This is a genomic window from Rhodococcus yananensis (assembly GCF_020515525.1).
Lineage (GTDB): Bacteria > Actinomycetota > Actinomycetes > Mycobacteriales > Mycobacteriaceae > Rhodococcus > Rhodococcus yananensis.
Genome location: NZ_JAIYEP010000033.1, coordinates 1 through 12,728, shown reverse-complemented (window position 1 = coordinate 12,728; position 12,728 = coordinate 1). Strand labels below are relative to the sequence as shown.

Sequence of the window (12,728 nt, the reverse complement as noted above, 5' to 3'; positions counted from 1 at the left end):
GGGCCACCACCGCGCGCCGACGTACGACGGCCCTCTGGCAGGCTGGATCGGACGGAACGAGAGAAGCGAGGACACATCCATGGGCAGCGACAGTCCCCGGTGGCTCGACGCCGGACAGCAGACCGCGTGGCGGACGCTGGTTGCGCTGATCACCCGGTTGCCCGCCGCTCTGGACACCCAGTCGCAACGCGACTCCGACATGACGCACTTCGAGTACTTCGTCCTCGCCGTGCTGTCCGAGGCACCCGGGCGCCGGCTGCAACTGTCCACGCTGGCCGAGCAGGCCAATGCCTCGCTGTCGCGGCTCTCACACGTCGTCACGCGGCTCGGTGCACGCGGTTGGGTGCGGCGCGAAACCGTCCCCGGCAGTCGCGGTTCGTTCGCCGTGCTCACCGACGACGGCTACGCGAAGGTCGTCGCGTCCGCGCCCGCACACGTCGAGGCCGTGCGTCGACTCGTGTTCGACGGCCTCGACGATGCCCAGGTCGACACACTCACCACGCTGGGTGCGGCGCTGTTGACCCAACTCGACCGGGGCATCGCCGAAGGCACCGGGAAGGCCTGAGTCGCGGGGGCGGAATCCCTCTACGCTCGCTCGTGCCGGCGCTCGGCCGAGAGGCTTGGTCGATCAGCCGAGTGGTGTACCGCCGACACCCCAGTTCTCGCGCGGCACCTCGGTGATCGTCACCCACACCGAGGACTCGTTCTTGCCCGACGCCTCGGCGTAGGCGCGGGTCACCGCGGCGATGACCTCGGTCTTCTGCTCGGTGGTGAGCCCGGGTGTCTGGCTGATCTGGATCAACGGCATCGGCACATCGTGCCACACCGTAGGGTGGACACGACGGACCGGAGACGCAGCGGCGGGGGGCGGATGTGGGGTTCTACGCGGAGCGGATCGTTCCACGCGTGGTGGAGTGCACGTGCTCGACGACGGTGGCCGAGCCGTTGCGCCGACGAGTGTGCGCCGATCTGCTCGGGAGCGTCGTGGAGATCGGTTTCGGGTCCGGGCTCAACGTCGCGCACTATCCGCCCGCCGTCGACTCGGTGGTCGCCGTCGAACCGTCCGATCTGGCGTGGGAACTCGCCGAACGCCGCCGCGCGGGGTCGGTCGTGCCCGTCGAGCGTGGGGGCACCGACGCGCAGGTACTGCCGTTCGACGACGACACCTTCGACACCGCACTGTCGACGTGGACGATGTGCACGATCCCCGACGTCGCCGCGGCCCTGCGCGAAGCGCGTCGCGTATTGAAGCCCGGGGGCACACTGCATTTCGTCGAGCACGGCCTCGCACCCGACACGCGGGTGCAACGGTGGCAGCGGCGGGTCGAGCCGCTGCAACGCACCCTCGCCGGTGGATGCCACCTGACCCGGGACGTCCCGGCGCTGCTGCGCGCGGCAGGCTTCGACACCCCGGATCTCGACGTCTTCTACATGCGGGGAACACCGAAGATGTTCGGTGCGACCACCCTCGGTGCGGCCGTGAAACCTCGATGTTGACCGTCCCGACGGCAGGTCACTCCGCGGCGAGCAGCACATCCGCGTCGAAGCAGGTGTGCGTGCCCGTGTGGCAGGCCGCACCGACCTGGTCGACGACGAGCAGCACGGTGTCGCCGTCGCAGTCGAGGCGCACCTCGTGCACGTACTGGGTGTGGCCGCTGGTCTCCCCCTTGACCCAGTACGCGTTGCGTGACCGGGAGAAGTAGGTGGCCTTGCGGGTGGCGAGGGTGCGGGCGAGCGCTTCGTCGTCCATCCACGCCATCATCAGCACGTCGCCCGTCGACTTCTCCTGCACGACCGCGGCGAACAGACCCGCGTCGTTGCGCTCGAGTCGTGCCGCGATCCTCGGGTCGAGAATGTCGCTCATCGCACTGTGATCCCTTCTGCTCGCATGGCGTCCTTGACCTGACCGATCGTCAGCTCCCGGAAATGGAACACGCTCGCCGCGAGCACGGCGTCGGCACCGGCCTGTACCGCCGGCGCGAAATGGTCGACCGCGCCGGCGCCGCCGGACGCGATCACCGGAACCCGGACCGCCGCCCGCACCGATTCGATCATCTTCAGATCGAAACCGTTCTTGGTGCCGTCAGCGTCCATCGAGTTGAGGAGGATCTCCCCCACTCCGAGTTCCTCGCCGCGCCGCGCCCACTCGACCGCGTCGATACCGGTGCCGCGGCGACCCCCGTGGGTGGTGACCTCCCAGCCCGACGGGGTGGGTTCGTCTCCGTCGGGGACGGTGCGGGCGTCGACGGACAGCACGATGCACTGGGAGCCGAAACGCTCCGACATCTCCCGCAGCACCTCGGGGCGCGCGATGGCCGCGGTGTTCACCGACACCTTGTCGGCACCCGCGCGCAGCAGGCGGTCGACGTCCTCGACGGTGCGGACACCACCGCCGACGGTCAGGGGGATGAAGACCTGTTCGGCGGTGCGGGTGACGACGTCGAGCATCGTGCCGCGGTCACCGCTCGACGCGGTGACGTCGAGGAAGGTCAACTCGTCGGCGCCCTGCGCGTCGTAGAGGGCCGCGAGTTCGACGGGGTCGCCGGCATCCCGCAGGTTCTCGAAGTTGACGCCCTTGACGACGCGTCCGGCATCGACGTCGAGGCACGGGATCACCCGCACGGCGAGAGTCATTGTTCTCCTTCTGGATGCTGATCCGTCACGGATCGGACGATGTCCAGTATCTCATCGTGCACACCGGGTGCAGCGGCGAGCACCGAACCGGAGCCGATACGCCACGGCCGGCCCTCGAAATCGGTGGCGACTCCGCCGGCCGCCCGGACGAGCGCCACCCCGGCCGCGTTGTCCCACGGGTGGTGCCCGAACACCACGGCGCCGCCGAGCGCCCCGGACGCGGTGTAGGCGAGGTCGACCCCGGTGGATCCGTGCATGCGCAGCCGGGCGACCCGCCGGCTCAGTTCGGTGATCACCGACAGGCGTGTGCGGCCGGGCACCCGGCCGCGGCTGTCGACGTCGAAGCTGCCCACCGCGATCATCACGTCGTCCAGCCGGGCCGCAGCGAGCGGCGTGCGGGGCACACCGTCGACCAGCAACGGACCGTCGGCGACCGCGGCGAACCGCTGCCGCGCCAGCGGGAGCCAGGTCAGGCCGGCGATCGGCTCACCGTCGTGGACCAGCGCCAGCAGGATTCCGGCCATCGGGAGACCTGCGGAGTAGTTGACGGTGCCGTCGACGGGATCGAGCAGCCACACGGTGCCCGCACCGGCGGCCGGACCACCGAACTCCTCACCGTGCACGGGGATGCCGGTGCGGTCGACGAGTTCACGGCCGATGCGACGTTCGAGTTCGAGATCGACGTCGGTGGCGAAGTCGTTGCCGCCCTTGTCCACGGCGCGGGGTGCCCCGTGGCCGGTGACGAACCGGTCGGAGACCTCGTCGAGGACCCCGCTCGCGACGGCGAGCAGGCGGTCGAGCTCGTCCCGGTCCGTCATGCGTCAGCGTGAGACCGCGTCGAGGGCTTCGGGAAGCGTGAACCGGCCGGCGTAGAGGGCCTTGCCGATGATCGCGCCTTCCACCCCGTCGTCGACCAGCGTGGCGATGGCGCGCAGGTCGTCGATCGTGGAGACGCCACCGGAGGCGACGACGGGCGAGTCGGTGGCCGCGGCGACGTCGCGCAGCAGGTCGAGGTTCGGGCCGGTGAGGGTGCCGTCCTTGGTGACGTCGGTGACGACGTACCGGGAGCACCCGTCCCGATCGAGTCGCTCCAGCGTTTCCCACAGGTCACCGCCGTCGGACACCCAGCCGCGCCCCCGGAGCCGCCACTGGCCGTCCATGAGCTTGACGTCGAGACCGACGGCGATGCGGTCGCCGTACTCGGCGATCGCGCGGGCACACCACTCGGGGTTCTCGATCGCGGCGGTGCCGATGTTCACGCGCGCGCACCCCGTCGCCAGGGCCGCGGCGAGGGTGTCGTCGTCGCGGATCCCGCCGGACAGTTCGACGTGGACGTCGAGTTCGCCGATGACCCCGGCCAGCAGTTCGCGGTTGTCGCCGCGGCCGAACGCAGCGTCGAGATCGACGAGATGCACCCATTCGGCGCCGGCGTCCTGCCATTGCAGGGCGGCGTCGCGTGGCGAACCGTAACCGGTTTCGCTGCCCGCCTCTCCCTGTACGAGGCGAACTGCTTCACCGTTGACCACGTCGACTGCAGGCAAAAGGACCAGGCTCACTGCGACCACATTAGTGCCTGCCGCGTCCAACTCCGAACCGACCGTGCCGCACGGATGGCGCGCACGCGGTCGCCGTGAACGACCGGGGCCGGGTGCGTCGCGCTCGGTGCGGTCGGTGGCCGCGCACGGTGGGCGATTCTCGGGACAGGCCCTCAGCGATCGCGACCGTACGCCCGCCGCGTCATCCTCGTGGACACCACACCCATCGCCACGATCGCACCGACCACACCGACGAGCGCGATGATCAACCCGGCCACCGGACCGGGCCGGACCGTCACGATGACGATCGTGGCCACGGCGAGGACCGCGGCAGCGGCACCGAGCGACGCGAGCGCGAGCCGACCTATCGACAGGTCACCCGAAGGCTCGTCGTCGCGGCGGTCGCGCTCGCGGCGCCCGGTCACAGCGAGCGCACCCAGTTCTGCAGCAGGGTGGCGCCGGCGTCCCCGGATTTCTCGGGGTGGAACTGGGTCGCCGACAGCGGACCGTTCTCCACGGCGGCGAGGAAGCGGCTGCCGTGCTCGGCCCAGGTGAGTTTCGGTGGGGCGATCCGCTCCGGATCGGGCAGCTCCCAGGTCTGCGCCGCATAGGTGTGCACGAAGTAGAAGCGGGTGTCGGCGTCGAGACCGGCGAACAACACCGAGTCGTCCGGTGCATCGACGGTGTTCCAGCCCATGTGCGGCAGCACCGGGGCGTCGAGGCGTTCGACGGTGCCGGGCCATTCGCCGCAGCCGGCGGTTTCGATGCCGTGTTCGACGCCCTTCTCGAACAGGATCTGCATCCCCACGCAGATGCCGAGGACGGGGCGGCCCCCCGCGAGGCGGGTACCGATGATCTTCTCGCCGCCGACGGCCCGCAGCCCGCGCATGCACGCGTCGAACGCGCCGACACCGGGCACGACCAGTCCGTCCGCGGCGAGCGCCACCTTCGGGTCGGCGGTGACCTCGACGTGCACACCGGTGCGGGCGATCGCCCGGGTCGCGGAATGCAGATTGCCGGAGCCGTAGTCGAGGACGGCGACCTTGGTTGCGCTCATGGTTCCCGATTCTAGGTGGAGGGGCGGGGCTTCTCGGACGGCCCGGCGATCCGGGCCAGCAGGGGCAGTGCGGGCACAGCGACGGCGGCGACCGTGAACGCGACCGGATATCCGGATGCGGTCGCGAGAGCGCCGAGCGCGAACGATCCGGCACCGGTACCGGCGTCGAAACCGACGTTCCACGCGGCGCTGGCCGACCCGATGTGCTCGGTGCCGGCGCGACGGAAGGCGACGAGCAGCGCCTCGTTCTGCACGATCCCGAAGCCGAGCCCGAAGCACACCGCGGCCCCGATCAGCACAGCGGCCCCGAACCGGCCGTCCGCGACGAGCGCGAAGGGCACCATCGCGAGGGCCGCGAGACCGAGACCGACGGGCAACAACCTGCCTGCGCCGACCCGGTCGGCGAGCGCGCCCGCTCCGAATCGACCGATCAGTGTCGACGCGCTCAGCACGGCGAGGGCCACGGGCACCGGCAGATCGGGCACGGCGATACTCAGCAGTGAGGTCAGACCGCCGTAGGCGATGGCCCCCGCGCCGACACACACCATCGGCAGGGCCAACATCGACCACGGTGCGCGGGTCGCCGGGCCTGCGGCGCGGGCCCGGGTCCGCGGGAGCCGGGCGGCCGCCAACAGTCCCGCCGAGGACACCACCGCACCGAGCACGAACACCGGGGTGGGCGAGAACCGTTCGGTGATCGCGAGGCCGGCGGGCAGACCGACCATCTGGGACCCGGCGATGCACATGCCCAGTACCCCGGTGGCGCGGCCGAGCAGGCGCGGCGGCGCCAGTTCGCCGACGAGCGCCGCGGATGCCACGGTGATCATGCCGAAACCGATGCCGCGGATCGCTGAGGTGCCCAGGACCGCGGCCGGGGCCATCGACAGCACGAAGAGCAGCGAGGGTGGGCCGAGGAACAGGCAGCCGGCGACGAGGGTCGCCCGGTGCCCGTAGGCGCGCATCAGCCGGGGCATCGCCAGCTGGGTGAGCACCGTGGTGAGCATGAACACCGCGGTCACCGACCCCGCGAGGGTGTCGCTGCCGCCGGCGTCGGCGATGGCGCGCGGTACCACCGGCAGCAGCAGCGAGAAGCCGCCGAAGGCGGCGGCGGACAGCGACCATGCGGCCGGTAGTCCGCGGACACCGAACAGCGTGGTTCGTTCAGTCACATCGGATCCGTCGGAGTAGGTGCGTGGCGGCTCGGTCGTCACACGATGCGCAGGACACCGGCGATGGCCGCCAGGAGCGTCACGGCGAGCAGGACTCCCGCGAACAGTTTGTTGTCGGCCTTCCACATCGACCAGGTGCCGCCCGCGGTGAGACCGGCCAGCAGGAAGCACGCGTACGTCAGGACGACGTCCACGGTTACAGGCTGCCCTTCGTGGAGGGGACACCGCTCACACGCGGATCGGACTCGACCGCCTCACGCAGTGCCCGCGCGACCGCCTTGAATTCGGCCTCGGTGATGTGGTGCGGGTCGCGACCGTACAGCACCCGCACGTGCAGGGCGATCCGCGCGTGGAACGCGAACGACTCGAACACGTGCTTGTTGATCACCGTCGAGTACGGCACACCGGGGTGGCCGCCGATCACCGAGTGCGTCATGTACTCGGGTTCACCGGTGAACACGCAGTAGGGGCGCCCGGACACGTCCACGGAGGCGTGCGCGAGGGTCTCGTCCATGGGAATGAAGCAGTCACCGAAGCGGCGGATGCCCCGCTTGTCTCCGAGTGCCTGCCCGAACGCCTGCCCGAGGACGATCGCGGTGTCCTCCACCGTGTGGTGCGCCTCGATCTCGATATCGCCCTTCGCGTGGACGGTCAGGTCGAAACTGCCGTGCTGCCCGAGCGCGGTGAGCATGTGATCGTAGAACGGGATGCCGGTGGAGATGTCGGTGCGGCCCGTCCCGTCGAGATTCACCTCGACGCTGATGCTCGATTCCCTCGTGGTGCGCTCGACCTTCGCGATGCGGTCGCTCATCGGGTCCCCTCGATTTCGGTTGCGGCGAGTTTCTCACTGACCCGCAGGAATTCGTCGTTCTCGTGCGCCAGCCCGACCGTGGTGCGGAGCCGCCCGGGGATGCCGACGTCGCGGATGAGCACCCCCTCGTCGAGGTAACGCTGCCAGGTGGCGGCCGCATCGGCGAAGCGTCCGAAGAGGATGAAATTGGCGTCGGACGGGATCACGTCGTAACCGAACCGCGTCAGTTCCGCGGCGACCCGGTCGCGTTGCGCGGCGAGTTCCGCGACGGAGCCGAGCGTGGCGTCGGCATGCCGCAGCGCCGCACGCGCCGCCGCCTGGGTGACCACCGACAGGTGGTACGGCAGCCGCACGAGCAGCAGCGCCTCGATCACCGCGGGGGCGGCAGCGAGGTAGCCGAGACGGCCCCCCGCGAAGGCGAACGCCTTGCTCATGGTGCGGGAGACGATCAGCTTGGCCGGGTACTCGTCCAGGATCGTCAGCGCGCTCGGTACGGAGGAGAACTCGGCGTACGCCTCGTCGACGATGACGATGCCGGGCGCGGCGTCGGCGATCGCCCGGAGCTGGTCGAGCGGGATGCTGTGCCCGGTCGGGTTGTTGGGGCTGGTGACGAACACGACGTCGGGTCGACGGTCGCGGATCGCGGCGACCGACGCGTCGACGTCGAGCGTGAAGTCGTCGCGGCGGTGGGTGGGCAGCCACTCGGTCTGCGTGCCGTCCGCGATGATCGGGTGCATCGAGTACGACGGGACGAAACCCATGGCTTTGCGGCCCGGTCCCCCGAACGCCTGCAGGATCTGCTGCAGGATCTCGTTGGATCCGTTGGCGGCCCAGACGTTCTCGACGCCCACGGCGACACCGGTCTGCCGGGTGAGGTACGCGGCGAGGTCGGTGCGCAGCGCGATCGCGTCGCGGTCCGGGTACCGGTGCAGTTGCGCGGCTGCGGTGCGCACCGACTCGGCGACGTCGTCGATCAGTGCCTGCGTCGGCGGGTGCGGGTTCTCGTTCGTGTTGAGTTGGACCGGAACCGTCAGTTGCGGCGCGCCGTACGGCGACTTGCCGCGCAGGTTCTCGCGCAGCGGCAGGTCGGCGAGCGTCACACCGCGGCCGGGGATCGGGGCGCTCATTTCAGGGCCTCGAAACGCAGTCGGACGGCCTCGCCGTGCGCGGGCAGATCCTCTGCGTTCGCGAGGGTGATGACGTGACCGGAGACATCCTTCAACGCGGCCTCGGTGTACTCGACGACGTGGACACCGCGCAGGAAGGTCTGCACGCTCAGCCCCGAGGAGTGGCGTGCGCAGCCGGCGGTGGGCAGCACGTGGTTGGAGCCGGCGCAGTAGTCGCCGAGACTCACGGGCGCCCACGGCCCGACGAACACGGCTCCGGCGGAACGGACGCGTGCGGCGACGGCGGAGGCGTTCTCGGTCTGGATCTCGAGGTGCTCGGCGGCGTAGGCGTTGACGACCTTCAGGCCCTGGTCGACGTCGTCGACGAGGACGATGCCGGACTGGCTGCCCGACAGCGCGGTGGTGACGCGCTCGCGGTGCGCGGTCAGTTCGAGTTGGGCGGCGAGCGCGACGTCGACGGCGTCGGCGAGGTCGACGCTGTCGGTCACGAGCACGGAGGCGGCCATGACGTCGTGTTCGGCCTGGCTGATCAGGTCGGCGGCGACGTGCACGGGATCGGCGGTGCGGTCGGCGAGGATGGCGATCTCGGTGGGTCCGGCCTCGGCGTCGATCCCGACGCGGCTGCGGCACAGGCGCTTGGCCGCGGTGACGTAGATGTTGCCGGGACCGGTGATCATGTCGACGGGTGCGAGTTCGCCGTCGTCGGTGTCGGTGCCGCCGTAGGTGAGCAGGGCGACGGCCTGCGCTCCACCGACGGCCCACACCTCGTCGACGCCGAGCAGTGCCGCCGCGGCGAGGATCGTCGGGTGCGGCAGACCGCCGAAGTTCTTCTGCGGCGGCGAGGCGATCACGAGGGAGTCCACGCCGGCGGCCTGCGCCGGGACGACGTTCATCACCACCGACGACGGGTACACCGCGTTGCCGCCGGGAACGTAGAGCCCGACACGATCGACCGGGATCCAGCGTTCGGTGACCGTGCCGCCGGGAACGACCTCGGTGACGGTATCGGTGCGGCGCTGATCGGCGTGCACCCGACGGGTGCGTTCGATGGCCACTTCGAGGGCCGCACGCACGTCGGGATCGATCTCGGCGAGGGCACGGGTGAGTTCGGCGGCGGGAACGCGGACCGTGGCGGGACGGACACCGTCGAACTTCTCGCTGTACTCGAGTGCGGCCTCGGCGCCGCGGTCCCGGATGTCGTCGACGACGGGACGAACGTGATGCAGCACCGCGTCCACGTCCACTCCGCCGCGGGGCAGCGCGCCCCTCAGCTCCGCAGTGGTGGGCGTACGACCACGCAGGTCGGTGCGGGCAAGCATGGGTTGTCCTCTCTCGGTGATCAGGGAACGACACCTATTATCCGCGACGAGGGCGCGATGGGCACACGCGGGTGTATCCGGCCGGGACGGCTCGGCACCCGACCTATGCTGGCCGCATGAACGAGGACGATCCTCGCCCGACGACCCTGGGCGAACTCATCCGGCGTCAACGCGAGCTCGCCGAACTCCCGATGCGTCAGCTGGCGTCGATGGTGGGCATCTCGAATCCGTATCTGTCGCAGATCGAACGGAATCTCCGCGCGCCGAGCGATCGGGTCCTCGCCGCCATCGCCGAACAGCTCCACGTGTCGGCGGACGCGCTGGTCTCGCAGGTGACCCCGACAGCCGAGGGAGAGTCGGCGGTGACCCGCGCGATCCGTGAGGATCCGGATCTGACGAATGCCCAGCGTCGATCCCTGGAGGAGATGTACGAGGCCTTTCGCGAGGTGACGGTCGCCAAACGACGACGCGGTGGCCCGAACCCCACCGCGGACGACACGTGAGCATTCTCACAGCATCTCGGGCGGTGCGAGCGGGGACACCCGGAGCCCCAGGTCACGACGCCCGACGCACCCGACGGGGCAACATGCAGAACGCATGTACCTTGCGGTAAGATGCGCACCTCCGGTCGGGCGTGTCAGCCTCGGGGCGACCGTCCGTTCCCCTTGTCCGGAGTTGCCTGGTGCTCAACAATCTGCAGAAGAGGCTTTCGTCGTCGCTCGACCCGATCGGGTGGGGCCCCGCCGTCGCTTCGGTCGCCGGACGTGCCGCGAAGAACCCGCGTGCGCTCGCCGAGGCCACAACCGAGTACGCGAACCGTCTCGCACACATCCCCGCCGCTGCCGCCCGCGTGTGGAATGCCGAAGAACCGAACCCGCCGGTGGCGGTGGATCCGAAGGATCGGCGGTTCGCCGAGGCGGCGTGGCGGGAGAACCCCGCCTACTTCTCCCTGCTGCAGAGCTATCTGGCGACACGTGAGTACGTCGACGATCTGACCGACGCCGGCGCCGGCGACACGCTGAGCGACGGCAAGGCCCGCCAGCTCACCAACCTGCTGTTCGATGCGGTGGCACCGTCGAACTTCGTGTTCAATCCGGGCGTGCTCACCCGCGCCCTGGACACCGGTGGCGCCAGCCTGTGGCGCGGTGCACGGTATGCGATCGACGATCTCGCGAACCGGAAGGGGCTGCCGCTCAAGGTCGATCGCGAAGCCTTCACCCTCGGGGTGAACATGGCGGCCACGCCCGGCAAGGTCGTCTACCGCAATGATCTGATCGAGTTGATCCAGTACGCGCCACAGACGGAGCAGGTGCACGAGATCCCGATCCTGGCGGCTCCGCCGTGGATCAACAAGTACTACATCCTCGATCTCGCCCCCGGCCGCAGCCTCATCGAATGGGCCGTGCAGCACGGCCGAACCGTGTTCTCGATCTCGTACCGCAATCCGGACGAGTCGATGCAGGACATCACGATGGACGACTACTACCGCCAGGGCATCGCGTCCGCGCTGGACGCGGTCGAGGAGATCACCGGCGCGTCGCGCATCGAGGTGTTGTCGATCTGCCTCGGCGGTGCGATGGCCGCGATGGCCGCCGCCCGGATGGGGGCGCTCGGGGACGAGCGCATCAGCGCGTTCACGATGCTCAACACGCTGCTGGACTACAGCGAGGTCGGGGAACTGTCGCTGCTCACCGACCCGGCCACGCTGGATCGGGTGGAGTACCGGATGAGCCGGCAGGGCTTCCTGTCGGGCTCGGAGATGGCCGGCAGCTTCGACATGATCCGGGCCAAGGATCTGGTGTTCAACTACTGGGTGTCGCGGTGGATGAAGGGCGAGAAGCCCGCCGCCTTCGACATCCTCGCGTGGAACGAGGACAGCACCCGCATGCCTGCGGCGATGCATTCGCACTACCTGCGGTCGCTGTACGGACGCAACGAGTTGGCCGAGAAGAAGTACGTGCTCGACGGGCAGGCGCTCGACCTGTCGAACGTCACGTGCGACACGTACGTCGTCGGTGCGATCAACGACCACATCGTGCCGTGGACGGCCTCGTACAAGGCCGTCGACCTGCTCGGTGGCAGCGTCCGGTACGTCCTGACGAGCGGCGGGCACGTGGCGGGGGCGGTCAATCCGCCCAGCCCGAAGGCCTGGTTCGAGGCGGTCGGCGCACCCGGCGACCCGGCGCAGCCCGAACTCCCGCACGATCCGAAGGCGTGGCACGAACAGGCGGTGCGCACGGCGGGGTCGTGGTGGGAGGACTGGACCGCGTGGTCGACCGCGCGTGCCGGTGCCCTCGTGACTCCGCCCGCGATGGGCGGCGCCGCACATCCGCCCATCGCGGAGGCACCGGGGACCTACGTGCTCGACTGAGCTTGCAAGTTAGCAATCATCTTGCTAACCTGCTAGCAGCGCTGCTCGCGGCGTCCATCCACCGCATTCCCGGGCCGTCACACCACCGGGCTGCCACCCACGAAGGGACCACCACCATGACCGCTCCCGCCAAGTCCACCGCCGCCAAGAACGCCACCGACACCGCCACCAAGGCTGCGGCGGACACCGCCGCGAAGGCGACCGACGCCGCCACCAAGGCCACCGACGCCGCGGTCAAGGCCGCCACCGAGGCCACCGCGAACGCCCAGAAGACCGCCGAGAAGCTCGCCGCGAGCGCCTCCGCGGCCGCCGACAAGGCCGCCACCGACCTCACCAAGGCCGTCGACGAGACCTCCGAGCGCGTGACCGAGTTCAACGCGAAGCTCGTCGAGGCCGCCAAGCAGAGCGGCAACCTGGGCGTCGACACCTACGAGAAGGCGGTCACCAGCCTCCTCGACCTGCAGGAGAAGCTGGCCGACGCCACCCCGATCGACTGGGTCGCCGACCTGACCAAGGCCCAGGTGTCGTTCGCCCGCGAGCTCACCAGCACGGTCACGACCACCGCACGCGACCTTCTCAAGTAGGACACGATCCGCACCGCGACCGCGTCGAACGGTCACGCCCGTTCGACTCCCGTCTAACGTGCCGAGCATGTCGACGGTGACGCACACACAGATCGCCGCGGCCCCGATTCGTATCGGGGCC

General features: G+C 69.9%; 17 protein-coding genes. 5 read left to right on the top strand and 12 right to left on the bottom strand.

Going from position 1 to position 12,728, the window contains the following annotated elements; genetic code table 11:
* Window positions 1-79: 79 nt before the first annotated feature.
* Window positions 80-565 (top strand): MarR family winged helix-turn-helix transcriptional regulator, encoded by a 486-nt coding sequence (locus LDQ05_RS10200; protein ID WP_226436848.1) that lies wholly within the window; start codon window positions 80-82, stop codon window positions 563-565.
* A 63-nt stretch (window positions 566-628) separates the two neighbouring features.
* On the opposite strand, the gene LDQ05_RS10195 is transcribed toward LDQ05_RS10200, so the two are convergent.
* Entirely contained in the window at window positions 629-808 is a 180-nt protein-coding gene (locus LDQ05_RS10195; RefSeq protein WP_226436847.1) for a tautomerase family protein, read from the bottom strand.
* 65 nt (window positions 809-873) lie between these two features.
* Here LDQ05_RS10195 and LDQ05_RS10190 point away from each other — a divergent pair, with 65 nt between their 5' ends.
* Window positions 874-1,497 carry a class I SAM-dependent methyltransferase gene (locus LDQ05_RS10190; RefSeq protein ID WP_226436846.1) on the top strand — a complete coding sequence of 208 codons (624 nt, stop codon included), beginning with the start codon at window positions 874-876 and terminating at the stop codon, window positions 1,495-1,497.
* 16 nt (window positions 1,498-1,513) lie between these two features.
* Here LDQ05_RS10190 and hisI read toward each other — a convergent pair whose 3' ends face one another.
* The 11 genes from hisI to hisD all read right to left on the bottom strand — a co-directional run bounded on the left by hisI (window position 1,514) and on the right by hisD (window position 9,652).
* Window positions 1,514-1,864 (bottom strand): phosphoribosyl-AMP cyclohydrolase, encoded by a 351-nt coding sequence (hisI, locus tag LDQ05_RS10185; RefSeq protein WP_226436845.1) that lies wholly within the window; start codon window positions 1,862-1,864, stop codon window positions 1,514-1,516.
* Entirely contained in the window at window positions 1,861-2,634 is a 774-nt protein-coding gene (hisF, locus tag LDQ05_RS10180; RefSeq protein ID WP_226436844.1) for an imidazole glycerol phosphate synthase subunit HisF, read from the bottom strand. The genes hisI and hisF overlap by 4 nt, the downstream gene beginning before the upstream one ends.
* Window positions 2,631-3,452: an inositol monophosphatase family protein gene (locus LDQ05_RS10175; RefSeq protein WP_226436843.1), complete on the bottom strand. Its 822-nt coding sequence runs from the start codon at window positions 3,450-3,452 to the stop codon at window positions 2,631-2,633. The genes hisF and LDQ05_RS10175 overlap by 4 nt, the downstream gene beginning before the upstream one ends.
* A 3-nt stretch (window positions 3,453-3,455) precedes the next feature.
* Window positions 3,456-4,190, bottom strand: coding sequence for a bifunctional 1-(5-phosphoribosyl)-5-((5-phosphoribosylamino)methylideneamino)imidazole-4-carboxamide isomerase/phosphoribosylanthranilate isomerase PriA (gene priA / locus LDQ05_RS10170; protein ID WP_226436842.1), 735 nt, complete (start codon window positions 4,188-4,190; stop codon window positions 3,456-3,458).
* 152 nt (window positions 4,191-4,342) lie between these two features.
* Window positions 4,343-4,594: a hypothetical protein gene (locus tag LDQ05_RS10165; RefSeq protein WP_226436841.1), complete on the bottom strand. Its 252-nt coding sequence runs from the start codon at window positions 4,592-4,594 to the stop codon at window positions 4,343-4,345.
* On the bottom strand, window positions 4,591-5,226 hold the full coding sequence (hisH, locus tag LDQ05_RS10160; RefSeq protein WP_226436840.1) for an imidazole glycerol phosphate synthase subunit HisH: 636 nt from the start codon (window positions 5,224-5,226) through the stop codon (window positions 4,591-4,593). Before hisH ends, LDQ05_RS10165 begins: the two co-directional genes overlap by 4 nt.
* Window positions 5,227-5,237: 11 nt before the next feature.
* Window positions 5,238-6,395, bottom strand: a complete 1,158-nt coding sequence (locus LDQ05_RS10155; RefSeq protein ID WP_226436839.1) for an MFS transporter — start codon at window positions 6,393-6,395, stop codon at window positions 5,238-5,240.
* A 38-nt stretch (window positions 6,396-6,433) separates the two neighbouring features.
* Window positions 6,434-6,589 carry a CG2302 family histidine operon protein gene (locus LDQ05_RS10150; RefSeq protein ID WP_226436838.1) on the bottom strand — a complete coding sequence of 52 codons (156 nt, stop codon included), beginning with the start codon at window positions 6,587-6,589 and terminating at the stop codon, window positions 6,434-6,436.
* Between the two features lie 2 nt (window positions 6,590-6,591).
* Window positions 6,592-7,206 carry an imidazoleglycerol-phosphate dehydratase HisB gene (gene hisB, locus LDQ05_RS10145; protein WP_226436837.1) on the bottom strand — a complete coding sequence of 205 codons (615 nt, stop codon included), beginning with the start codon at window positions 7,204-7,206 and terminating at the stop codon, window positions 6,592-6,594.
* On the bottom strand, window positions 7,203-8,333 hold the full coding sequence (locus tag LDQ05_RS10140) for a histidinol-phosphate transaminase (protein WP_226436836.1): 1,131 nt from the start codon (window positions 8,331-8,333) through the stop codon (window positions 7,203-7,205). Before LDQ05_RS10140 ends, hisB begins: the two co-directional genes overlap by 4 nt.
* Window positions 8,330-9,652, bottom strand: a complete 1,323-nt coding sequence (gene hisD, locus LDQ05_RS10135; protein WP_226436835.1) for a histidinol dehydrogenase — start codon at window positions 9,650-9,652, stop codon at window positions 8,330-8,332. Before hisD ends, LDQ05_RS10140 begins: the two co-directional genes overlap by 4 nt.
* Window positions 9,653-9,768: 116 nt before the next feature.
* Between hisD and LDQ05_RS10130 the strand changes: the two genes are divergently transcribed.
* From LDQ05_RS10130 to LDQ05_RS10120, 3 genes are all read left to right on the top strand, one after another.
* The gene (locus tag LDQ05_RS10130) at window positions 9,769-10,155 is read left to right on the top strand and encodes a helix-turn-helix domain-containing protein (protein ID WP_226436834.1); all 387 of its coding nucleotides are present in this window, start codon (window positions 9,769-9,771) and stop codon (window positions 10,153-10,155) included.
* A gap of 179 nt (window positions 10,156-10,334) precedes the next feature.
* Window positions 10,335-12,023, top strand: coding sequence for a PHA/PHB synthase family protein (locus tag LDQ05_RS10125; RefSeq protein WP_226436833.1), 1,689 nt, complete (start codon window positions 10,335-10,337; stop codon window positions 12,021-12,023).
* Between the two features lie 116 nt (window positions 12,024-12,139).
* Window positions 12,140-12,607 (top strand): hypothetical protein, encoded by a 468-nt coding sequence (locus LDQ05_RS10120; RefSeq protein WP_226436832.1) that lies wholly within the window; start codon window positions 12,140-12,142, stop codon window positions 12,605-12,607.
* Window positions 12,608-12,728 lie beyond the last annotated feature (121 nt).

Excerpts from the sequence above, each read along its gene's own strand:
- LDQ05_RS10200 (WP_226436848.1), top strand. The coding sequence starts at position 80 with ATGGGCAGCGACAGTCCCCGGTGGCTCGACGCCGGACAGCAGACCGCG.
- LDQ05_RS10195 (WP_226436847.1), bottom strand. The coding sequence starts at position 808 with ATGCCGTTGATCCAGATCAGCCAGACACCCGGGCTCACCACCGAGCAG.
- hisI (WP_226436845.1), bottom strand. The coding sequence starts at position 1,864 with ATGAGCGACATTCTCGACCCGAGGATCGCGGCACGACTCGAGCGCAAC.
- hisF (WP_226436844.1), bottom strand. The coding sequence starts at position 2,634 with ATGACTCTCGCCGTGCGGGTGATCCCGTGCCTCGACGTCGATGCCGGA.
- LDQ05_RS10175 (WP_226436843.1), bottom strand. The coding sequence starts at position 3,452 with ATGACGGACCGGGACGAGCTCGACCGCCTGCTCGCCGTCGCGAGCGGG.
- hisH (WP_226436840.1), bottom strand. The coding sequence starts at position 5,226 with ATGAGCGCAACCAAGGTCGCCGTCCTCGACTACGGCTCCGGCAATCTG.
- hisB (WP_226436837.1), bottom strand. The coding sequence starts at position 7,206 with ATGAGCGACCGCATCGCGAAGGTCGAGCGCACCACGAGGGAATCGAGC.
- LDQ05_RS10140 (WP_226436836.1), bottom strand. The coding sequence starts at position 8,333 with ATGAGCGCCCCGATCCCCGGCCGCGGTGTGACGCTCGCCGACCTGCCG.
- hisD (WP_226436835.1), bottom strand. The coding sequence starts at position 9,652 with ATGCTTGCCCGCACCGACCTGCGTGGTCGTACGCCCACCACTGCGGAG.
- LDQ05_RS10130 (WP_226436834.1), top strand. The coding sequence starts at position 9,769 with ATGAACGAGGACGATCCTCGCCCGACGACCCTGGGCGAACTCATCCGG.
- LDQ05_RS10120 (WP_226436832.1), top strand. The coding sequence starts at position 12,140 with ATGACCGCTCCCGCCAAGTCCACCGCCGCCAAGAACGCCACCGACACC.